The organism is Corynebacterium sp. MSK150, assembly GCF_030229215.1.
GTDB lineage: Bacteria > Actinomycetota > Actinomycetes > Mycobacteriales > Mycobacteriaceae > Corynebacterium.
The window spans coordinates 234,800-255,811 of the sequence record NZ_JASPHM010000002.1 but is presented as its reverse complement, the minus strand read 5'-3'; the positions used below and the strand labels follow the sequence as shown (position 1 = coordinate 255,811).

Sequence of the window (21,012 nt, the reverse complement as noted above, 5' to 3'; positions counted from 1 at the left end):
CACAAAAGCCTGTGCTGGCGTCCAAAAAATTACTACAAAGAAAAAATACAGTCCCCTCAACCCGACGGGGTCAAAAAGAGGAAACCAAAAAGTTGAACACAATCACATGCCAACCAATCCATCTCAATGCAGCCGAAACACCAAACAGCATTCAAATGAGTACGTGTTCCACATACCCAACCGGCACACACCAACCAACAAACCACCTAAAGGCCCATTGGCAGACAAACCAATCAACACACAACCATGCACACAAAAAATAAAAAGTACATTGGCACACTATTGAGTTCTCAAACATCATCCACACACCACAAAAAATTAACTTCCCGTTAACCTCTCGTTGGCGGCTCGTACAAACTTACTCAAATCATTGAACCCTGTCAAATCCTTGAACCAAGCCCGTACAAAATTCGCTAAGAAGTAACCTCCCGGCTACCTCGCGGCGACTTGGATTAATGTAGTCCACCACAACCACACAACACAAACCCGCAGGACAGAATGCAAAAATGAAAAATGACGCCCTTCCAACGAGTGGAATGGGCGTCATCTATTGCTGCTTAGCTCAACTTAGCGCCAGCGAAGTTCTTCTTGCCTCGGCGCAGAACGAGCCAGCTGCCATGCAGGAGGTCGTCGGTAGACGGCTCCCACTCTGCCGATTCGATGCGCTGGTTATTGACGTAGGCGCCGCCTTCCTTGATGGTGCGGCGAGCAGCACCCTTGGAATCGGCCAAACCGCTGGCCACCAGTAGGTCAACAATGGTGCGCGGTTCGCCGGCGGCAATTTCCGCGACAGTGGTTTCCGAAAGCGCACCGGCAAGGGTCTTTTCATCAAGCTCGGAAAGTTCCGCCTTACCGAATAGTGCTTGAGCAGCAAACTCGACAGCCTTGGTTGCCTGTTCGCCGTGAACCAGATCGGTCATCTCTTGAGCCAAGCGACGCTGAGCCGCACGCTTATAAGGCTCCTCTTCCACCGCGCGCTCGTATTCCGCAATTTCCTCCTGCGTCAGGAAGGTAAACCAGCGCAGGTAGTCAATGACTACAGAATCACCGGCATTGAGGAAGTACTGGTACCAGGAGTATGCGGAAGTCTTTTCCGGATCGAGCCAAAGCTTTCCGCCGCCAGTAGACTTGCCGAACTTCTGTCCGGAGGCGTCGGTAACCAGCGGTACCGTAAGACCATGTACCTTGGTGCCATCGATACGACGGTTAAGGTCTACGCCAGAGACGATGTTGCCCCACTGATCGCCGCCGCCGATCTGCAATACGCAATCGCGCTCGCGCCGGAGCTGCACAAAGTCATTGGACTGCAAGAGCATGTAGGAAAACTCGGTGTAAGAAATGCCGTCGCCCTCGAGGCGCCGCTTTACGGTATCGCGATCCAACATCGTGTTAAGGGAGAAGTTCTTACCCACGTCACGCAAAAAGTCGATGACGGACATGTTCATGGTCCAATCGGCGTTGTTGACCATGGTGGCAGCCTGCTCGCCGTCGAAATCGATGAACCGACGCAGCTGCCCCTTGATGGCTTCGAGGTTATGGGCCAGGTCTTCCTCACTCAGCATCGAACGCTCGCCGACGTCGCGCGGATCGCCGATGAAGCCAGTTGCGCCACCCGCCAGTGCAATTGGGTGGTGGCCCGCGTTTTGGAAGCGGCGCAGCATGATAAGTGGGACCAAGTGGCCTGCATGGAGGGAGTCACCCGTGGGGTCGAAGCCGCAGTACAGTGCGATGGGGTTCTCGCATGCCTCGCGCAGGGCCTCAAGATCGGTGGACTGGTTAATCAGTCCACGCCATTGCAGTTCATCGATGATATTCATGGGAGTCTTTCTGAGAGTCGAGGTTAAGCTGGCCATTTCTGGGCGTGGTCTACAAGCATCACTGGGATGTCATCCTCAATGGGATAGGCAATGCCCAGCCGCTCGTTGACGAGAACCTGTTTATCTTCCAGATATGTCAAAGGGCCCTTGTCTTGCGGGCAGACAAGGACCTCTAGCAACTTCGGGTCAAGACTCATGCGTCTTATCTTAGCGGGTAGAGGAAGAAGTTGGATCCCCCTACCCCACTTTGGCCTTAGAGCAGGGACGGAACGTTTGCAACCAGGGAGAAGAGATCCTTGGGATCATCGGGGTTGGCGATGATGTCAATCTCGGACTCCAAATCGGTGCCCTTGACGGAATCGCGCAGGTAACGCAGGGCGGAGAAGTCGTTGATGGCGAATCCGACATCGTCGAAGAGGGTGATCTGCTCATCGTCATCGCGGCCGGTGGCCTGGCCAGTGAGCACCTGGTAGAACTCGACAACCGGGAAGTCCTCCGGCTTCTGCTGGATTTCACCTTCGATACGGGTCTGCTCTGGGAACTCTACGAAGACCTTGGACTTGTCCAGGATGGAGCTCTCCAGCTCGGTCTTGCCCGGGCAGTCACCGCCAACGGCATTGAGGTGGACGCCTGGAGCGACGTGGCGCTCAGCCAGAATCTGGTTTTGAGCCTTGTCTGCGGTACAGGTGGTGATGATGTCTGCACCCAAAACCGCCTCGTCGACGCTGGAGCAAGCAGTGATATTAAAGCCCAGTGGCTCCAAGTTGCGCTTGAACTTTTCTACCGCCTCAGGGTCGATGTCATAGATGGTGATGTCCTCAATTCCCATAACGCCGCGGAAGCCAAGTGCCTGGAACTCGGACTGGGAGCCGGCTCCAACCATGGCCATGCGCTTGGAATCCTTGCGTGCCAAGTGCTTTGCCACCATGGCGGACGTCGCGGCGGTACGCAGGGCAGTAAGCAGCGTCATCTCGGCTTCGAAGGTGGGGTAACCATTGTCGACGTCGGCAAGCACGCCAAAGGCAGTGACGGTCTGGAAACCGCGAGCCGGGTTGGAGGGGTGACCGTTGACGTACTTGAAGGAGTACTCCTTGCCATTGGAGGTAGGCATGAGCTCGATAACGCCGAACGGGGTGTGGGAGGCAACGCGCGGAATCTTGTCGAAGCGCTCCCACTCGCGGTAGTCGGCCTCGAGGTAGTCCACCATTCCGGTAATGATGTTTTCTACGCCTTCGCGCTGAATCCAGCGCGCCATATTCTCTACATCTACGAACTTAACTGCGTGGTTCATAAAAGTTCCTTTCTATTTCTTTGGGTGAAGGTCTGTTTGCGGTGCGGCCGGGAAGCTGGAGGTTGGCAGGTGCTTGGCCTTCTTCTCTTCCGCGATGGCGCGAATGCGGTCGCGCCATGCGTACCACATTGCCATAAAGACCGGAACGAGGAGCAGGGTCGACGCAAGTGCAAAAGTACCGATTGGATAATCAAAGGCCATCAAGATAATGACTAGGCCAATGAAGATGAGCACTGCCCAGTCTCCGCCTTCGCCAAACGGCGAGCGGTATCCCGGTCGGGTGTAGCTTCCACTCTTAGCCAGGCGCACAAATTTGAGGTGCGAGAGCGCAACTGCCGCCCAAGACGCCAATGTACCCAAGGCTGCCAGGTTGAGCACGATTTCAAACGCCATCTCCGGCACCACATAGTTGAGGAAGACGCCTACCAAGCCCACCATGGCCGCCATGACGATGCCTCCGTAGGGCACGCCAGACTTGGACATGCGAGCGCCAAACTTCGGGCCGGAGCCGGAAGTGGACATGTTGTACATAATGCGGCCGGTGGAATACAGGCCGGCGTTGAGCGAGGAAATCGCAGCGGTGATAACGACAAGCTGGAAAATCGGGGCCGCCGCACCTACACCGAGGGATTCAAAGAAGGTCACAAACGGCGATACGTCAGCGACGTAATTGGTGTACGGCAGCACGAGCGTGAGCAGCAGCACGGAACCGAAGTAGAAAATCAGGATGCGCAGCAGCACGTTGTTGACTGCACGCGGAATGTGCTTTTCTACGTTCTTGGTCTCGCCGGAGGTGGTGCCGACAAGCTCAATGCCGGCATAGGCGAAGACGACGCCCTGGATGACGATCACGGCAGGCATCAAGCCATTAGGCAGCCAGCCGCCGGTATCAGAAATGAGACTAAAGCCGGTCGGGTCGCCACTCGGGTGGCCAAAGATGAGGACGCCGATGGCCACAAACATGAAGATGAGCAGCGCGACGATCTTGATCAAGGAGAACCAGTACTCCAGCTCGCCGAAGATCTTCACGGAGAGCATATTGAACAGGAGGATGCCGCAGATGACCACGAGCGCAAGTGTCCACTGCGGGACGGAGTCGAGCCACGACGTGTACTGACTAAACCACTTGATGTAGATGGCGACGGCTGTGCCATCCGCCACAAGAGTCATGGCCCAGTTTCCCCAGTACAACCAGCCGGTGACGAAAGCGGTCTTCTCGCCATAAAACTCGCGAGCATAAGACACGAAGGAGCCGGAGCTGGGGCGATAGACGATGAGCTCGCCAAGTGAACGCAAGATGATGTAGCCAAAGAAGCCACATACGAGGTACAGCACGGCGAGGAAGGGGCCCGCGTCTTGCAGGCGGCTGCCGGTGCCCAGGAGAAGGCCAGTACCGATTGCGGAACCGATGGCGATCATCTGTAACTGGCGATTGCCCATTCCCTTTTGCAGGCCGTGGTCTTCCGAGGCGTAGACCGCCTTTTCATTCTCGTGTGGCCCATCTGGGGACGGCGGAGAATTTACTGTCATAGGAGAGATCGTCCTTTCATTACGGTGAACGAGTCTGTTAGGTCACATTCCCTGCAAGAATACTAACGCACCACACTGTTACCCATGTCACCGGTACCCCCATTGTGTTCAACAACGCAGTTGAAGGGTTGGGAATGGGGGTCAATCTCCCACCCCCGCAGCGAGACAAAAAAGAACCGCATGGCCAAAGACCATGCGGTTTTTAAAGCGCACTGAGAATTAGCGCAGCGGCTTCTGCGCCCACGCGCGAGCAGCCGCGGCACGCTCGCGGACAGTCTCGCGCTGCTCAGCCACGCGGACACCAGCGGTGCCGCCCTTGGTGGCACGAGAGGCCACTGCCCCGTCGATAGTGAGTACTTCACGGACGCTAGGCTTCAGCCGCTTGTCGACGTCCGCCAATTCCTCATCGGTGAGCTCCACCAGGTCAACTCCCCGCTCCTCAGCGATGCGCACGCAGGCGCCGGACGCTTCGTGCGCCTCGCGGAAAGGAACGCCTTGGCGAACCATCCATTCGGCCAAGTCGGTAGCCAGCGTGAACCCGCGCGGGGCAAGTTCGCGCATGCGGTCCTCGTGGAAAGTCAGCGTGGACACCAACCCCGTCATTGCCGGCAGCAGCAGGTTAAGCTGCGCCACCGAATCAACGATGGGCTCCTTATCTTCCTGCAGGTCGCGGTTATAGGCCAGCGGCTGTGCCTTTAGCGTGGACAGGAGACCGGTGAGGTTACCAATAAGGCGGCCGGTCTTGCCGCGGGTAAGCTCCGGCACGTCCGGATTCTTCTTTTGCGGCATGATGGACGAGCCGGTCGACCATGCATCATCCAGGGTGACGTAGCCGTATTCCGGCGTACACCAGTAGATAATTTCTTCCGAAAGTCGGGACATATCGACGGCAATCTGCGCCAAGACGAATGCCGTCTCGGAGGCGAAGTCACGAGCCGCAGTGCCATCCAAGGAGTTCTCCGCGGCGGCATCAAAGCCGAGTTCCTCTGCAATGGCTTCCGGATCTAGCTGCAAGGAGGAACCGGCTAGAGCGCCAGAACCATAGGGCGATACAGCCAAGCGCTTATCCAGATCCTGCAGACGCTCAATATCGCGCAGAAGTGGCTGCGCATGGCCCAGTAGCTCATGCGCCAAAAGAACTGGCTGTGCCGCCTGCGAGTGAGTTTTGCCCGGCATAATGGCGTCCGGATGTGCTGCTGCCTGATCAGCCAAGGCATCCACCAAGTCGCTCACCTGAGCCGCGGTATCGCGAATGGCATCGCGCACCCACATGCGAAACAGCGTCGCGACCTGGTCATTACGGGAACGGCCGGCGCGCAGACGACCGCCTACCTCTGGACCCACAATCTCGATGAGCCCGCGCTCCATCGCACCGTGGACGTCCTCGTCCGTGGGCGCTGGGCGGAACTCACCGGAGGCCACTTTCTCCCCTAGCTCGGTGAGGCCGGAGAGCATGGTGTCCAAGTCGACGTCGGAAAGCAAGCCAGCTTTGTGCAGCACCTTGGCATGCGCCTTGGAGGCTAGTACGTCATATGGTGCCAGCACCCAGTCAAAGTGGGTAGATACAGAGAGGGCAAACATCGCCTCAGATGGACCACCCGAGAAGCGGCCGCCCCATAGGGCACCCTCATTAGTCTTATGCGGTTCCATGTGCTCCTACTTCTGCGCGCTGGTAGGGAAACCGCCGTCGCGGTCGCGCTGGTTGGAGATCTGGGTGGACAGGCCGTGCAGCTGCACAAAGCCTTTAGCAGCGGTCTGATCGAAGGTATCGCCAGTGTCATACGTAGCCAGGTCAAAGGAGTACAGCGACTGGCCGGAACGGCGGCCGGTGACTGTGGCGGTACCGGCATGCATGCTCAGGCGGATATCACCGGTGACGTTTTCCTGGGACTCCTCAACGAAGGCATCCAGGGAACGCTTCAGCGGCGAGTGCCAGAGACCGTCATAGACCTCCTCGGACCAGCGGGCATCGGTCAAGCGCTTGTAGCGAGCCAACTCGCGCTCCACGGTGACATCCTCCAGCGCCTCGTGGGCCTGGATGAGGACCATGGCGCCTGGAGCCTCATAGACCTCACGGGACTTAATGCCTACCAAGCGGTCCTCCACCATATCCAGACGGCCAATGCCCTGCGCACCAGCGCGGCGGTTGACCTCTTCAATAATCTGCAGCGGGGACATCTTCTGGCCATCGACTGCCACCGGGATGCCCTTCTCGAAGGAGATGATGATTTCATCCGGGGCATTACCCAGGCTCGGGTCCTCGGTATAGGCGTAGAGATCCTTTGTTGGCGGGTTCCACAGATCCTCAAGGAAACCGGTCTCTACCGCGCGGCCCCACAGGTTCTGATCGATGGAAAATGGCGAGGAAGCGGACTGCTCAATCGGCAGGTTAATCTCTTCCGCGAAGGCGATGGCTTTATCGCGGGTCCAGGCATAATCGCGCGCAGGGGCGATGATTTCGAGGGAAGGATCCTGGGCGCGGAAGGAAACCTCGAAGCGTACCTGGTCATTACCCTTGCCGGTGCAACCGTGGGAGACGTGGGTTCCGCCGAATTCCTGGGCTGCTTTCACCAAGTGCTTGGTAATGAGGGGGCGGGAAATAGCCGATACCAGCGGGTACTGCTTCATGTACATGCCGTTTGCCTTGATGGTGGGAACGCAGTATTCCTCTGCAAACTCATCCTTGGCATCGATAACGATGGACTCTACGGCACCGCAGTCAAGTGCACGCTGGCGAACCGATTCCATATCTTCGCCGCCCTGGCCCAAGTCCAGGGAAACAGCGACTACGTCACCGCCGGTCATTTTTGCCAGGTATGGGATAGCAACGGAAGTATCAAGGCCACCAGAGTAAGCCAAGACTACGCGTGCGGACATGGTTAATCTCCTTGTTCTATTGGAAACAATTCATCTAAGTACATAATATACGATGGTGGTCTGGATTGCCACCACCGCCGTCTAAATATTCCGCGTGGTAAGTGTCACTGCCAGATCTGCTCCCGTGACGCCCTCGCGCGCCAAGACGAAGATGGTGTCATCGCCGGCGATGCAACCAATGACATCGTGCAGCCCCACCCTGTCAATAAAGCTGGCAAGGTACTGGGCCGCACCGGCTGGGGTGCGCAACATGGCTATATTGCCGGAAGAATCATGGGATACCACCAGCTCATCGAGCATGCGGCGCAGCTTTTCACGGGGGCCGCCCACCTGGTCTTCAAATTGCTCCAGCTCACCGCCGACCACGTAGTAGGAACGGCCACCATCGCGCTTTACCTTCTTCGCTCCCAACTCATCCAAGTCACGGGACAAAGTGGCTTGCGTGATGTCGATGCCGTCTGCGAGAAGAAGCTCGGATAGTTGCACTTGGCTGGTGACGCGATTGCGATCTAAAATCTCCAAGATCTTGGCCTGCCGAGCATTGCGGGTGGTCGGGGTGTTCATTACTTAGTTGGTCTCCTTATTTATTTCGAGCAACCAGACAAGAAGCGCTTTCTGTGCATGCAGGCGGTTTTCCGCTTCATCAAAGACGCGCGACTGTGGTCCATCAATTACCTCAGCCGTGACCTCATTTCCACGGTACGCCGGCAAACAATGTAAGAATATTGCATCCTTATGCGCCTTGCTCATTATGGTCGAATCAACCTGATATGGCAGAAACGGCGTACGCCTATCGCGGCCATCGTTTTCCTGCCCCATAGAGATCCAAGTATCTGTGATGACTACGTCTGCGCCTTCAACTTCATCGACGTCATCAGTAATGGTGATGTTGCCCCGCTTGCGCGCGCGGTCGACGAATTCCTGCCGCGGCTGGAATCCTTCGGGCGCGATAATAGAGACGTCCATGCCGGCCGTGGCGAAACCAATCATGTAGGAGTTAGCCATATTATTATCACCATCGCCCAGGTAGACGGCCTTTTTACCTTCAAGGTCACCCAAATTCTCGCGACAGGTCAGCAGGTCAGCCAAAATCTGGCAGGGATGCAGGTCGTCAGAAAGCGCATTCACCAGAGGAACGGTAGCAGTCTCCGCCATCTGGAGGAGATTGTCATGGTCAAAGGTGCGCCACACGATTGCCTCCACGTACCGCGAAAGCACCGCGGCCGTGTCTTGGTAGGACTCCCCTTTGCCCATCTGAGTCGTAGAAGTATCGACGGTAATGCCCTTGCCGCCCATATTCGCTACTGCGGTTTCAAAGGAAAAACGGGTCCGCGTAGACGTTTTATCAAAGAGCACCGCCACGGTCTTAGGCCCCTCTAGTGGGCGCTCTGCAAAGGGATCCTTCTTGAGCCTTTCAGCTAGATCCAAAACGGTTGCTTGTTCTTGTGGGCTGAGATCGTCGTCAGCCAGAAAGTGTCGCAGGCTCATGCCAGTTCCTCCATTATCGTCCGAAGTGTTGTCAGTGCTGTGTCTAGTTCATCGTGGGAAATAACCAAGGGTGGGGTGAGGCGGAGTACATTCTCACTGGGTGCGTTGAGGATGAGCCCCTGTGCAAGCCCATCGCGCACGACCTGCTTAGCCACCGGTTTTGCTAATACAATGCCGAGCATCAGACCGCGGCCGCGCACGCGTTCTACAAGCGACAATTTTTCAATCTCTTGCCGCAGATAGTCACCCTTACGGGTAACTTCCGCAAGAAAGTCCGCATCCACGGTGTCAAGTACTACGTTTGCTGCAGCACAGGCCACGGGGTTTCCGCCAAAGGTGGAGCCATGGGAGCCAGGTTTAAACAAATCCTTGGCGCGACCTCGGGCAATGGTCGCACCGATGGGTACTCCGGCGCCCAAACCCTTTGCCATGGTGATGACATCCGGTTGAACGCCTTCTACCTCGTGGGCGAAAAAGGTACCCGTACGGCCCACGCCCGTCTGCACTTCATCCACCATGAGCAAAATGCCGAATTCATCGCACAGCTCGCTTACCTTCTGCATGAATTCCGCAGGGGCCGGAATGACGCCGGTCTCTCCCTGAATGGGCTCAAGGATGATCGCCGCGGTATCGGTGGGATCTTGCTCTACCACCTGACGCAGGTAGTTCGCGTCCCCGAACGGGTAGAATTCGACCCCGCCCGGTAGTGGGTGGAAGGCGCGCTGCTTATCGGGCTGGCCGGTCAGGGCAAGCGCACCCATGGTGCGGCCATGGAAGCCGTGCTCCGCCGCGAGGATTCGGCGCCTGCCAGTCAAGCGGGCAAGCTTAAATGCGGCCTCGTTCGCTTCGGCGCCAGAGTTGCAGAAGAAGACGCGGGCACCGCTATCCCCTACCCGCCTAATCAACTTCTCCCCGGCGTCGACCACCGGCTGCGTGGCAAAGAGGTTCGAGGTATGCACCAAGGTGCGGGCCTGGTGCGAAACTGCCTGCGCCACCTGCTCATTGCCATAGCCCAAAGAGTTGACAGCAATCCCAGCGAGAAGGTCGATATAGCTCTTCCCCTCCTCATCGGTAAGCGTTGCTCCTTGGCCGGAGACGAGGCCTATCGGTGGCGTGCCGTAGGCATCTACAATCGTCTCCGACCACCGTGTGGTCAAGCTCGGTGGCTTGTTCATGCTGCATCGTCCTTCCTGAAGATGGTCCCTTCGGGGTAGTCGTGTTTGTCATAGTCATCTGGCAGCACCATGGTTCCGACGCCGCCAGGGGTAAATAGTTCTAAAAGCACCGAGTGTCCAATCCGGCCATCAATAACGTGGGCGGCCGATACCCCAGCTTTTACCGCCTTAAGGCAGGACTCCATTTTGGGAATCATGCCGGAGTCCAAGTGCGGCAATAGATGGGATAGCCGGCCACATTCAATCTTTGATACCAAGGACTCACGGTTCGGCCAGTCCGTATATAGCCCTTCTACGTTGGTAAGGATGATTAATCGCTCAGCCCCAATCGCGCTGGCCAAGGCGCCAGCCGCACTATCGGCGTTGATGTTATAAATAGCGCCATCCTCTCCCGGTGCAATGGTCGAGACCACAGGGATGCGTCCGGCCTGGATAATATCCATGACGGCTGCAGGGTTGACCTCTACGATGTCGCCGACCATGCCAATATCGGTAGGTTGTCCATCGATCTCCACCAGCCGTTTCGTAGCCCGAAATAGTCCTGCATCTTCTCCTGAGGTCCCCACTGCATAAGGACCATGGGAATTGATGAGGTTGACCAATCCGCGGCCCACCTGCCCAAACAGCACCATGCGCACGACGTCCATGACTTCCGGCGAGGTCACGCGGAATCCGCCCCGAAACTGCCCTTCAATGCCGAGCTTCTGCAGCATAGAGTTGATCTGTGGCCCGCCACCGTGGACCACCACGGGATGGACACCGACGGTGCGCAAAAAGACCATATCCGCCGCAAAGGCCGCCTTGAGCTCCTCATCCACCATGGCATTTCCGCCATATTTCACCACCACTATGGTGTCCCGATAGTGCTGGAGCCACGGCAGTGCATCTGCCAAGACAGTGGCCCGCTCGTGGTCCCTAAGTCCGCTAATCATTCTCATCTCCTCCCTAGGAGCTATACGCCGAATTGATTTCCACGTAGGCATGGGAGAGATCCGTCGTGCGCACGAATGCCGACCCCGCGCCTCCCGTGCCCAGATCCACGCGAACATCAATATCGGCGCCGCTCAGGTCCACCTCGCGTGCCCCCGGCGTGCCCGTTGATGCTAGACAGACCGGCTGGTCATTGAAATAGACGGAGATGTTGTCCGGATCCATTTCTGCATCTGCCATTCCCACAGCGGCGAGGACACGTCCCCAATTAGGATCGGAACCAAACATGGCGCACTTAAATAGGTTGTCGCGGCCCAAGGTGCGCGCGGCATTGAGGGCCTGGTTATCCGTAGCCGTGCCCTCTACCGTGATTTTGACGCGCTTAGTCACGCCTTCCGCATCCGCTTGCAATTGGTCCGCAATGTCCGCGCACACCGCGAGCACCGCCGCATCAAGGTCTTCTTGGCTGGGTGTAATCCCCGATGCCCCAGAAGACATGAGGATTACCGTGTCATTGGTGGAGGTAGACCCATCTACGTCGAGGGTGTTAAAAGTCTTGGCTGCGGCCTTGTCTAGGGCGCTGTGGAGTGCGGGAGCACTCGCGGCGGCGTCGGTAGTAAGGCATACCAACATTGTTGCGAGAGAAGGAGCCATCATGCCTACTCCCTTGCCCATGGCCCCCACCGACCAGCCGTCCGTAGTATAGGTGGCTTCTTTGGTCACGGTATCGGTGGTCATAATGGCTGCGGCTGCCGCGTGTGCGTGTTCCGCACTCGTGCCAAGGCCCTTCACTACGTCGGCCGCACCAGCCAACACCTTGTGCATTGGCATGGGCTCACCGATAAGTCCCGTCGAACAGGCGGCAATGTCTCCCTCGGGAAGGCGCAGGGAGTGAGCGACCTCGGCTACCAGCGCAGCGGCGTCCTTGTCGCCCTGCGCACCATTGCACGCATTGGCGTTTCCAGAATTGAAGATGACCGCAGCCAATTGACCATCGCTGATCGCTTTGCGGGAGAGTTTCACCGGCGAGGCCACCACGCGGTTGCGGGTAAAGACTGCCGCCGCGTCGAAGCGAGGTCCGTTATTGACCACCAAAGCCATATCGGGCGTGCCGGAGGGCATAATCCCCGCTGTAGTTGCGCCGGCGCTAAAGCCGGCGGGGCCGGTGATCCCAGCTGTACTCATTGTATTCTCCTAGTGTTATGGGGCTACGGCCGCTTGCGGCAGGCCCGAGGTTTCATCCCAGCCAAGTGCCAGGTTCATGCATTGCAACGCGGCGCCAGCCGTTCCCTTGCACAGGTTGTCTAGCGCTGATGTGACAACGAGCCGTCGGGCGCGTTCGTCCACGTGAGCTTGGATATGGACCATGTTGGTGCCCACGACGTTCTGGGTTTCGGGTTGCTGCCCGGTGGGAAGGACGTGGCAAAAGGGCTCTTGGACATAAAAGTCGCGGAATGCTGTCTTCACGTCACGCTTGCCGACGCCCCCTTTAAGCCCCGCCGTAGTCGTCGCCAAAATCCCACGGGGCAAGGGCGCGAGAACCGGTGTAAAGCTAACGGAGAGCTTCTCCTTGGCAAAAGGCTGCAGGTTTTGCAGGATCTCTGGGGTGTGCCGGTGCGTCCCGCCAGGCTTATATGCTTTGAGGTTTCCCATGGTCTCCGCGCCAAGCTGCGCTACAGAAGCTTTCTTCCCGGCACCAGAGACTCCGGTGATAGCAATGACCGAAAGGTTTGGCTCAACGAGCTCGTGCGCCACGGCCGGGAGAACCCCAAGGGTGACCGCCGTAGGAAAACATCCCGGTACTGCTATTCGGTGAGCACGCCGCAGCGCTTCTCTATTGCCGGGCACCTCCGGAATTCCATAGGGCCAGCTTCCGGCATAGTCGCCGCCGTAGAAAGCATCCCAGTCGGACTTGCTACGAAGGCGAAAATCGGCCGCACAATCGATCACGGTGGTCTGCTGGCCTAGTTGTTGGGCGATGTCAGCAGAGTACCCGTGCGGTAGGCCGAAAAAGACAACATCATGCCCACGGAGATTTTCAACGGTCGTCTCTTCAATAACGCGACCCGCCAACTGAGGCAGGTGCGGCATGAGCTCAGCTACCGTCTTCCCGGCGGTGGAATGTGCCGTCAACGCGCCAATGCGCAAGCCCCCGCAGAGATAGGCCGGGTGAGATAACAGCAGGCGCAGAATCTCGCTTCCTGCGTATCCGGTGGCGCCTGCTATTGCTACTGAAATCGTCATAGGAGCGACTATAGCAATAAATACACCCGGCCGTATGTTATTCACGCAAAGCGGGAAAAATCCCTGGTAATTGCATCGCCAGGAATGAAAAATGTATGAAAAAAGGGGCGGTGAGCTAAATCTCACCGCCCCTCCGTGGGGAAAGCTATGCGCGCATCACTGCGCCCAAGCGTTGCTTAGCCAGTTCTGCTGCCGCCGTGCGGTGCTCGTTGACTTCCTCATCGGTCAACGTGCGATCCGCTGCACGGAACAGAAGCTGGAAGGCCAAGGACTTCTTGCCCTCGCCCAACTGCTCGCCACGGAAGATGTCGAAGAGCTCGACGGACTCGATAAGCTCGCCCGCTCCCTCTTCCACGGTGGCGCGCACGCGCTCTGCTGGGACGTCTTCATCCACCACGAGGGCAATGTCCTGGTGCAACGCCGGGAAGGAGGACAGTACCGGCGCAGGGAACTTCTCTTCCAATGGCATAGCGGTAACGTCCAGCTCCATAGCGCAGGTGCGCGCCGGCAGGTTCAGCGCCTCCAAAACCTGCGGGTGAAGCTCACCGGCATGGCCCAGAACGATGTCAGTGCCAGCCACCTTCACGGCAGCACAACGGCCTGGATGCCAGGGAAGAGCCTGCGCTGCCTCCAACTCGATGTCCACACCGGCGGCGCGGGCGACCTGGCGGGCGGATTCGATAGCGTCGGCATAGCTATATGCGCGACCCTCGCCCCACGGTCCCTCATGCTCAATATTGCCGGTGGCCACCGTTGCAACGTGCAGCGGTTGCTCAGGAAGGGTATCCAGAAGTTCGGAAACAACCTGCTCAGAAGGTCGTTGCTCTACGGAAGGCATGGGCGATGCCTCAGCGCGCTTAAACGCCACCTGCTGCAGCCCGTACAGAGCAAGGTCGTTGCGGCCGCGAGCAACATTGCGCCCGATGGCCTCCAGCATGTTCGGGAGCAGAGTCGTGGACAAGATGGCCTTATCTGCCTCAAGCGGATTCTGCACCTCTACGGTGCGGCGGCGAGGATCATCCTTGTCCAAGCCCCACACATCAAAGGTGTCGTTCGCCACGAACGGGGCCGGCAATACCTCTGCATAACCGGCATAGGCCAAGCCGTGACCAATAGCGCGGCGACGCTTCTGCGCTGGGGTGAGACCGCGACCGCCGGCCGGAGTAGGCAGGACGGTAGGAATGTCCTCCAAGCCCTCAAGACGTAGGACTTCCTCAATGAGGTCAACATCCATAGAGATATCGGTGCGCCACGATGCAGGCGTTACCTGCAGCATGTCGCCCTCATCAGCGACAGTGCAGCCGACTTCCTCAAGGCGGGAAATCACGGTCTCACGGGAGTAGTCAACGCCGGCATACTCGCTGGCCTTTGCGGTGCGCAGGGCAATGGGCTCGCGCTTGGCGACGTCCCCGATTAGCGTCCGTCCTTCCTCAATGGTGCCGCCCGCCAGCTGCTGCAAGAGCGCACATGCGGTGTCTAGAGCGACCTCGACAATCGCAGGGTCCACGCCGCGCTCGAAGCGGCGGGAGGACTCGGACGACAACTTATGGCGGCGGGAGGTGCGCGCCACGGTGATCGGATCCCAGATAGCGGATTCGAAGACCACATCAGTGGTCTCCGCGGAGATTTCGGAGGTGGTACCGCCCATGACACCGGCCAGCGACTGGATGCCGTTGTCATCGCAGATGACCACATCTTCTGCAGAAAGCTCACGCTTTACGTGATCCAAGGTCTCAAACTTTTCGCCTTCGTCCGCATTACGGACAACGAGACTTCCTTGGATAACGTTGGCGTCAAATGCATGCATCGGGGCACCCAAAAGCAACATCACATAGTTAGTAATGTCCGTGGGCAGGTTCACGCTGCGCTGGCCGCAGAGCATGAGCTCGCGCTCCAGCCAGAACGGGGTGCGCGCCTGCGGGTCGATGCCAGAGACCTTGCGCAGGCCGAAACGCTGCGCCTTGGTCGCGGGGTCTAGAGTGACGTCGATAAGCGAGCCCTGCGCCTTCGGAACAGCAGAGGTATCAATGCCAGCAACCGACGGCTCCTCGGCAATATCGGCAAATTCCAGATCGAAAGCCGAGGCAATCTCACGACTCAAACCGCGCGCGGACAGGGCGTAGCCGCGATCCGGGGTGATGTTGACGTCAAAGTCGGTATCGTGCAGCCCAATAATCAGGCGAGCGTCCTCGCCCACCTTATCGGCGACGTCATCGCCCAAGACGATGATGCCGTTCGCTTGTGCACCTAGACCGAGCTCAGCGCCGGAGCATAGCATGCCATTGGAGATGTGGTCGTAGGTCTCGCGAGCCGCAATTTTGAAGCCACCTGGCAGTTCCGATCCAGGAAGAGCTACGACGACATAGTCATTCAGGCGGAAGTTGCGGGCACCGCAAATGATTCCCTGCAGCTCGCCCGTACCATTAGCCTGGCCCACGTTGACCTGGCAGTAGCGGATGGGCTTTTTGAACTGAGTAAGTTCCTCGATCTCTACCACCTGGCCGATGACCAGCGGACCGGTGCTCTCCGGAACGGCAGCATAACCTTCGGTTTCAAAACCGACGCGCACGAATCCGGAGTCCATATCGGCAGCGGAAACATTCCAACCAGGATTCTTAGCGCCCAGGATGCGGGTGACCCAGTCTTGGGAAATAAGCATTAGTGTGTCTATCCTTTCTGGGTTTTAAGCCTGCACGCCAAACGGCAGGGTGAAGCGGACATCGCCTTCGACCATGTCGCGCATATCGGTCAAGCCATTGCGGAACTGCAGCGTGCGCTCGAGGCCCATACCGAAGGCAAAGCCCGTGTATTCCTCTGGGTCAACGCCTACGGCGCGCAGCACATTGGGATTCACCATGCCGCAGCCGCCCCACTCGATCCAGCCGGCCCCGCCCTTCTTATTAGGGAACCACACATCAACCTCGGCAGAGGGCTCAGTGAACGGGAAGTAATTCACGCGCATGCGCGTCGTGGTCTCCGGGCCGAACAGCACCTTGGCCAAGTGCTCAAGGGCGCCGCGCAGGTGAGCCATGGTCAGGCCCTTATCCACGGCCAAACCCTCTACCTGGTGGAAAACCGGGGTATGGGTGGCATCCAGTTCATCGGTGCGGAATACGCGACCTGGGCAAGCGATATACAGCGGCACATCGCGCTCCAGCATCGTGCGCACCTGTACCGGAGAGGTGTGCGTGCGTAGCACCTGCTTAGAGCCCTCGCCGGAGACGTGGAACGTATCCTGCAGGGTACGTGCTGGGTGATCGGGCTTAAAGTTCAGGGCGTCGAAGTTAAAGTACTCCGCCTCAACCTCGGGGCCATCCGCGATTTCCCAGCCCATGCCGACGAAAATATCCGCAATGCGTTCCGACAATGCGGTAATCGGGTGAAGGGCACCAGTCTGAGTGCGGGTGGTAGGGATCGTGACATCTACGGTCTCTGCTCGCAATTGCTCTTCGCGAGCCTTCTGCTCCAAGACGTCCTTAACCTGGGCAAAGCGCTTTTCCATCTTCCCGCGGGCCATGTTGACAGCCTTGCCAGCGCTCTTGCGCTGATCCTTGGGCAACTGCCCCAAAGACTGGCGCGCCTGCGGAATATAGCCGCCATCTCCTAGGTGCTCGCGGCGGGCTGCAGCAAGCTCATCGAGCGTTTCGGCTGCGTCGAAGGCTGCGATAGCCTTATCGGCCGCGGCCCCGAGAGCCTCTTCGGTCAATTCGATCTGCGGTGTATCGGACACGTACTTCGTACCTTCTTCTCGCGCGAAAACTAACGCGTGCAATCTTACTCTGTCCCGGCTAGTCCAACCGCCCCAGGGACCCCCTTTTCATTCGGGGTTCTGCTTAGCTGTGCTCTTGGGCCTTTGCTGACTCATAGAGACAGATACTTGCGGCGGTCGCTAGGTTGAGTGACTCTGCGCGCCCGCGTAGCGGAATACGCACCCGCATGTCGGCTTCTTCCAGTAGCTCCCCCAACCCATGGGCCTCGTTGCCAAAAAGCCACGCCGTTGGCTGTGATAGATCTGCCTCTGCGAGGTCTACTTCCCCATCGGCGGCCGTCGCCACAATCTGCATGCCCGATTTACGCAGCTGCCCCAAAACGTCTTTGATATTGGGATCCCGCGCTACCGGGACATGAAAGAGCGAACCGGCTGAAGCGCGCGCTACCTTGCAGCTGAGGGGATCGACCGTCTCGCCCGCAAAAATTACTCCATCCGCGCCCATGGCGTCGGAAGTTCTAATCAACGTGCCTGCATTGCCCGGCTCCGAGGTGAGCACGGGAACAGAAACCAAACTTGGCTTGCCGTTAAGGATTTTACCCGCGGACCACAGCACTGGCTTGCATAGCGCGAAAAGCCCCGTGGTGGTGGCGGTATCAGATAAATGCTTAGCCGCCCTATCGGTGATGGGATGTACGTAGACCCCCATGTATCCACACGCGGTAATAATGTCACCGAAGCGCTCTGCTGCCTTTTCAGTGACGAAAACATCGACAGCAGCGCCAGTAGACACTGCGGCATCTACGGCATTTTCTCCCTCAATCAGGAATTGCTTCGCCTTTTTCCGGTTAGCCGCGCGGTGCAGCTTGGCTGCGTTAACAATGCGCGGAGTGCGTTCAGTAAAGGCAGAGTCAAAATCCAAATTCATGGCTCCTACCCTACCTACTAGTTGCCTCGCCCCAGACTCAGCCCCAGCTGCGTAGGCAAAACAAAAAATCCTGTTGCCGGTAGGGCAACAGGATCACAATGTTCGGTGCTACTTAGCTAGTGGCACGCCGCGGGCGTCCTTATCGTAATCACCGGCGCCGGCAATGATCATGATGAACTCAATGAAGACCCAGATTCCGACGATGGCCCAAAACGCGAATCCGAGCAAAAACCAGAAAGTAGCCCAGCCCAGGATATTAAGTACCAGCTGCGCTACGCCGAAGGTCGTGCGGCCGGTATAGAAGTTATGCGCGCCAAACCAGCCCAAGAAGAAGCACAGAAGCAAAGTAGCGATCCAAGACTTTTGCTGTCCCTGCGCCACATACTGCTGCTGCACCGGATAGGAACCCATATTCGGTTGTGGTGCATAGCCTTGGTTGTATTGCGGCTGGTAACCGGCTTGCTGGTTATAGGGGTTGTACTGCTGGCCCTGGTTGTTGTCATAGGACTGGCCAGAATACTCGCCGTTTTCTGGCTGGTAGCCGCCATTCGGGTTTGTCACAGGAAATCTGCTCCTCGGTCTCGGGGTCACTCGGGGTCTGGACTCAATGTAACATGCGAGTCCGAGCTCACTGGACAGATAGATGCAAAACGAACAAAGCCCGCTTCACCCGGCACATAAGCCGGAGAAACGGGCGTTGTATTCCTAGTAACTAGGCAGCCTTAGGAGCGTTAACGTCCTCAGGCAGGGCAGCCTTAGCAGCCTCGCACAGTGCGGAGAATGCCTCGAAGTCATTGACGGCAAGCTCAGCGAGGATCTTGCGGTCAATCTCGATCTCAGCCAGGCGCAGGCCGTGGATGAGACGGTTGTAAGTGATGTCGTTCATGCGGGCAGCAGCGTTGATGCGCTGGATCCACAGCTTACGGAACTCAGACTTACGAGCGCGACGATCGCGGTAAGCGTAAGTCATGGAGTGCAGCCACTGCTCCTTCGCCTTACGGTACAGGCGGGAACGCTGGCCGCGGTAGCCCTTAGCGGACTTCAGAATCGCGCGACGCTTCTTCTTTGCGTTAACTGAGCGCTTTACTCGTGCCACAGTGATACTTCCTTAATTCAGATTGTGATGGCGGATGTGGGTTGATTCGGCGCTATTATGCGCGGCCGAGCAGGCGCTTGACGCGCTTGGTGTCAGGCTGTGCGACTGCCTCGGTGCCCTTCAGGCGACGGGTACGCTTGGACGGCTTGCCCTCCAGCAGGTGGCGGCGGCCAGCCTGCTCACGGCGCAGCTTGCCGGAACCGGTCACCTTGATACGCTTTGCGGTGCCCTTGTGGGTCTTCTGCTTCATGAGTATTAAGTCCTTAAATCCTACGTGGAATCTGGTCTACTTCTTGCCCTTGCGAACCGGACCCAAAACCATGGTCATATTGCGACCATCCTGCTTGGGGCGGGACTCAACAACGCCAACTTCAGCGACGTCATCAGCCAAACGCTCCAAGAGGCGGAAACCCAGCTCCGGACGCGATTGCTCACGACCACGGAACATGATGGTTACCTTGACCTTGGATCCCTTCTCGAGGAAGCGAACTACGTTACCCTTCTTGGTCTCATAATCGTGATCATCGATCTTCGGGCGGAACTTCTGTTCCTTAACCACGGTCTGCTGCTGGTTCTTACGGGCTTCGCGAGCCTTCTGAGCCTGCTCGTACTTGAACTTGCCGTAGTCCATGATCTTGGCCACTGGGGGCTTTGCCTTCGGGGCTACCTCAACCAAGTCAAGGTCAGCCTCGTACGCAAGCTTGCGAGCATCATCGGTACGGACGATGCCCACCTGTTCACCACCGGGGCCTACCAAACGGACCTCGGGTACTCGGATACGCTCATTGATGCGAGCTTCAGCGCTGATTGTGGTTCTCCTCGATTAGGGGGTGTATGAGTAAGTAGTTCACCTACCGGGACCACAAACGAATCAAACCCGGTCTGCCAAAGACAGCCGGGAGTTCTCACAGTGCCAAGCACAAGTGCTTGGTTACCTTTACCTTTATCCTACGAAACATGTTCGCGGCATCGGGTGGGAGAGACTCCGCTTGTGACCCACGAACCTTGAAAAGGCGTCATGGGCGGTAGTGGCTTTGAGGATAGCAGTTTCTACCCTTTCCACCAAATCGCAACTCGCCTAGCGATCCTTGCATTGGGCTGCTGGCTCAATGTTTCCCTTCTCTACCTCAGCATCAACAATGTCGACCAGCTGATGTGCAAGGTCCTTTACTGCAGGTTCGGCTTTGGGATAGTCCTCGCCATCGGTAACCACAGATAACGCGACGCCGATGCGCTTGCCGGCCACCTCGTGGACGCCAAATTGGCGGTAGGTGTACTCATTGTCGTCCTCATCCAAGCCCCAGCCGCTCTTGGCGCGGGTTCGCTTCTCTTTCGACAGACCAATTTTCTGCCAAGCCACAATGTCTTTGAGCACCTTGTGGACGTAGTCCGCCTCCTCAATGCAGGGCAATTCAGCACCGAAGACTGCTTGGTCTTTCAATGACCACGTGGAGTAGCCGAAGGCGGTGTCATGGATATCCGCGTGCGATCCATAGTCTTCGAGCAATTCCTCTACTGCCTTATCAGCGGAGCCTTCATGCCATTCCACTTGGGACCACAAGGAATAGGCGGCATCGTTATCTGATTCCTTGATTGCCAAGTCAACCAGGCTTTTGTCCGCGCCGTCTTTCAGCGCCGCGATGGCGATTGGCACCTTGATGGTTGACCAGACAGGGCCCTTGCCCTTATCGCCCACAGCAATGGTGTCATCGCCGGCCGAAATAGCAACCCCAACCTTGGCGTGGTACTTCCTTGCGGTCTTGTCTACTGCACGGTCAAGCTGAGTGCGCACTGAGTCCGGGTCAGGTGCCGGAGAGCTAGTCGACGGCGCTGGGACGTTTTCAGTTTCAGGATCGCCGGAGCAGGCGCTCACCGTAAACAGAGTGAGCGCTGCCAGCAGGCTAGCGCCGAGGCGGTAACTATTCAC

General features: G+C 57.8%; 21 protein-coding genes. 1 reads left to right on the top strand and 20 read right to left on the bottom strand.

The features are described 5' to 3' along the window. Window positions 1–286, top strand: a 286-nt coding sequence (locus tag QP941_RS02375; RefSeq protein ID WP_284867863.1) for a hypothetical protein, incomplete at its 5' end; no start/stop codon positions are given. 271 nt (window positions 287–557) lie between these two features. Here the strand turns inward: QP941_RS02375 and tyrS are convergent. From tyrS to QP941_RS02275, 20 genes are all read right to left on the bottom strand, one after another. Continuing rightward, complete coding sequence (tyrS, locus tag QP941_RS02370) at window positions 558–1,817, bottom strand: tyrosine--tRNA ligase (RefSeq protein WP_284867862.1); 1,260 nt, start codon at window positions 1,815–1,817, stop codon at window positions 558–560. Window positions 1,818–1,840: 23 nt separating this feature from the next. After that, window positions 1,841–2,014 carry a Trm112 family protein gene (locus QP941_RS02365; RefSeq protein ID WP_005323252.1) on the bottom strand — a complete coding sequence of 58 codons (174 nt, stop codon included), beginning with the start codon at window positions 2,012–2,014 and terminating at the stop codon, window positions 1,841–1,843. 56 nt (window positions 2,015–2,070) lie between these two features. Further along, complete coding sequence (gene ocd / locus QP941_RS02360) at window positions 2,071–3,108, bottom strand: ornithine cyclodeaminase (RefSeq protein WP_005323253.1); 1,038 nt, start codon at window positions 3,106–3,108, stop codon at window positions 2,071–2,073. A 12-nt stretch (window positions 3,109–3,120) separates the two neighbouring features. Continuing rightward, window positions 3,121–4,638 carry an amino acid permease gene (locus QP941_RS02355; RefSeq protein ID WP_284767341.1) on the bottom strand — a complete coding sequence of 506 codons (1,518 nt, stop codon included), beginning with the start codon at window positions 4,636–4,638 and terminating at the stop codon, window positions 3,121–3,123. Window positions 4,639–4,857: 219 nt separating this feature from the next. After that, window positions 4,858–6,288 (bottom strand): argininosuccinate lyase, encoded by a 1,431-nt coding sequence (argH, locus tag QP941_RS02350; protein WP_284766173.1) that lies wholly within the window; start codon window positions 6,286–6,288, stop codon window positions 4,858–4,860. A 6-nt stretch (window positions 6,289–6,294) separates the two neighbouring features. Further along, window positions 6,295–7,515, bottom strand: a complete 1,221-nt coding sequence (locus QP941_RS02345; protein ID WP_049378720.1) for an argininosuccinate synthase — start codon at window positions 7,513–7,515, stop codon at window positions 6,295–6,297. 81 nt (window positions 7,516–7,596) lie between these two features. Then, window positions 7,597–8,079, bottom strand: a complete 483-nt coding sequence (locus QP941_RS02340; protein WP_005323257.1) for an arginine repressor — start codon at window positions 8,077–8,079, stop codon at window positions 7,597–7,599. Window positions 8,080–8,082: 3 nt separating this feature from the next. Further along, window positions 8,083–9,003: an ornithine carbamoyltransferase gene (gene argF, locus QP941_RS02335; protein ID WP_284766174.1), complete on the bottom strand. Its 921-nt coding sequence runs from the start codon at window positions 9,001–9,003 to the stop codon at window positions 8,083–8,085. Continuing rightward, window positions 9,000–10,178 carry an acetylornithine transaminase gene (locus tag QP941_RS02330; RefSeq protein WP_284867861.1) on the bottom strand — a complete coding sequence of 393 codons (1,179 nt, stop codon included), beginning with the start codon at window positions 10,176–10,178 and terminating at the stop codon, window positions 9,000–9,002. The genes argF and QP941_RS02330 overlap by 4 nt, the downstream gene beginning before the upstream one ends. Further along, window positions 10,175–11,110, bottom strand: a complete 936-nt coding sequence (gene argB / locus QP941_RS02325) for an acetylglutamate kinase (RefSeq protein WP_284766176.1) — start codon at window positions 11,108–11,110, stop codon at window positions 10,175–10,177. Before argB ends, QP941_RS02330 begins: the two co-directional genes overlap by 4 nt. A 13-nt stretch (window positions 11,111–11,123) precedes the next feature. Then, the gene (argJ, locus tag QP941_RS02320; RefSeq protein WP_284867860.1) at window positions 11,124–12,293 is read right to left on the bottom strand and encodes a bifunctional glutamate N-acetyltransferase/amino-acid acetyltransferase ArgJ; all 1,170 of its coding nucleotides are present in this window, start codon (window positions 12,291–12,293) and stop codon (window positions 11,124–11,126) included. Between the two features lie 15 nt (window positions 12,294–12,308). Further along, the gene (gene argC / locus QP941_RS02315; RefSeq protein ID WP_284867859.1) at window positions 12,309–13,352 is read right to left on the bottom strand and encodes an N-acetyl-gamma-glutamyl-phosphate reductase; all 1,044 of its coding nucleotides are present in this window, start codon (window positions 13,350–13,352) and stop codon (window positions 12,309–12,311) included. 145 nt (window positions 13,353–13,497) lie between these two features. After that, on the bottom strand, window positions 13,498–16,011 hold the full coding sequence (pheT, locus tag QP941_RS02310; RefSeq protein ID WP_284867858.1) for a phenylalanine--tRNA ligase subunit beta: 2,514 nt from the start codon (window positions 16,009–16,011) through the stop codon (window positions 13,498–13,500). A 24-nt stretch (window positions 16,012–16,035) separates the two neighbouring features. Next, a complete protein-coding gene (gene pheS / locus QP941_RS02305; protein ID WP_284867857.1) occupies window positions 16,036–17,082 on the bottom strand; it encodes a phenylalanine--tRNA ligase subunit alpha in 1,047 nt (348 codons plus the stop codon). Window positions 17,083–17,185: 103 nt separating this feature from the next. Further along, entirely contained in the window at window positions 17,186–17,989 is an 804-nt protein-coding gene (locus QP941_RS02300; protein WP_239279288.1) for a TrmH family RNA methyltransferase, read from the bottom strand. 108 nt (window positions 17,990–18,097) lie between these two features. Further along, window positions 18,098–18,550 carry a TM2 domain-containing protein gene (locus tag QP941_RS02295; RefSeq protein WP_284867856.1) on the bottom strand — a complete coding sequence of 151 codons (453 nt, stop codon included), beginning with the start codon at window positions 18,548–18,550 and terminating at the stop codon, window positions 18,098–18,100. A 151-nt stretch (window positions 18,551–18,701) separates the two neighbouring features. Then, window positions 18,702–19,085 carry a 50S ribosomal protein L20 gene (gene rplT / locus QP941_RS02290; protein ID WP_284867855.1) on the bottom strand — a complete coding sequence of 128 codons (384 nt, stop codon included), beginning with the start codon at window positions 19,083–19,085 and terminating at the stop codon, window positions 18,702–18,704. A gap of 55 nt (window positions 19,086–19,140) precedes the next feature. After that, window positions 19,141–19,335, bottom strand: coding sequence for a 50S ribosomal protein L35 (rpmI, locus tag QP941_RS02285; RefSeq protein ID WP_005323265.1), 195 nt, complete (start codon window positions 19,333–19,335; stop codon window positions 19,141–19,143). Window positions 19,336–19,371: 36 nt separating this feature from the next. Continuing rightward, complete coding sequence (gene infC / locus QP941_RS02280) at window positions 19,372–19,893, bottom strand: translation initiation factor IF-3 (RefSeq protein ID WP_080970442.1); 522 nt, start codon at window positions 19,891–19,893, stop codon at window positions 19,372–19,374. 270 nt (window positions 19,894–20,163) lie between these two features. Next, window positions 20,164–21,012 carry a serine hydrolase gene (locus QP941_RS02275; RefSeq protein ID WP_284867854.1) on the bottom strand — a complete coding sequence of 283 codons (849 nt, stop codon included), beginning with the start codon at window positions 21,010–21,012 and terminating at the stop codon, window positions 20,164–20,166.

What these genes read in the sequence shown, in the direction of transcription:
- QP941_RS02355 (WP_284767341.1), bottom strand. Translation starts at nt 4,638, where the DNA reads ATGACAGTAAATTCTCCGCCGTCCCCAGATGGGCCACACGAGAATGAA.
- QP941_RS02330 (WP_284867861.1), bottom strand. Translation starts at nt 10,178, where the DNA reads ATGAACAAGCCACCGAGCTTGACCACACGGTGGTCGGAGACGATTGTA.
- ocd (WP_005323253.1), bottom strand. Translation starts at nt 3,108, where the DNA reads ATGAACCACGCAGTTAAGTTCGTAGATGTAGAGAATATGGCGCGCTGG.
- QP941_RS02300 (WP_239279288.1), bottom strand. Translation starts at nt 17,989, where the DNA reads ATGAATTTGGATTTTGACTCTGCCTTTACTGAACGCACTCCGCGCATT.
- argC (WP_284867859.1), bottom strand. Translation starts at nt 13,352, where the DNA reads ATGACGATTTCAGTAGCAATAGCAGGCGCCACCGGATACGCAGGAAGC.
- argH (WP_284766173.1), bottom strand. Translation starts at nt 6,288, where the DNA reads ATGGAACCGCATAAGACTAATGAGGGTGCCCTATGGGGCGGCCGCTTC.
- QP941_RS02365 (WP_005323252.1), bottom strand. Translation starts at nt 2,014, where the DNA reads ATGAGTCTTGACCCGAAGTTGCTAGAGGTCCTTGTCTGCCCGCAAGAC.
- argF (WP_284766174.1), bottom strand. Translation starts at nt 9,003, where the DNA reads ATGAGCCTGCGACACTTTCTGGCTGACGACGATCTCAGCCCACAAGAA.
- tyrS (WP_284867862.1), bottom strand. Translation starts at nt 1,817, where the DNA reads ATGAATATCATCGATGAACTGCAATGGCGTGGACTGATTAACCAGTCC.
- QP941_RS02345 (WP_049378720.1), bottom strand. Translation starts at nt 7,515, where the DNA reads ATGTCCGCACGCGTAGTCTTGGCTTACTCTGGTGGCCTTGATACTTCC.
- argB (WP_284766176.1), bottom strand. Translation starts at nt 11,110, where the DNA reads ATGATTAGCGGACTTAGGGACCACGAGCGGGCCACTGTCTTGGCAGAT.
- argJ (WP_284867860.1), bottom strand. Translation starts at nt 12,293, where the DNA reads ATGAGTACAGCTGGGATCACCGGCCCCGCCGGCTTTAGCGCCGGCGCA.
- rpmI (WP_005323265.1), bottom strand. Translation starts at nt 19,335, where the DNA reads ATGAAGCAGAAGACCCACAAGGGCACCGCAAAGCGTATCAAGGTGACC.
- pheT (WP_284867858.1), bottom strand. Translation starts at nt 16,011, where the DNA reads ATGCTTATTTCCCAAGACTGGGTCACCCGCATCCTGGGCGCTAAGAAT.
- QP941_RS02340 (WP_005323257.1), bottom strand. Translation starts at nt 8,079, where the DNA reads ATGAACACCCCGACCACCCGCAATGCTCGGCAGGCCAAGATCTTGGAG.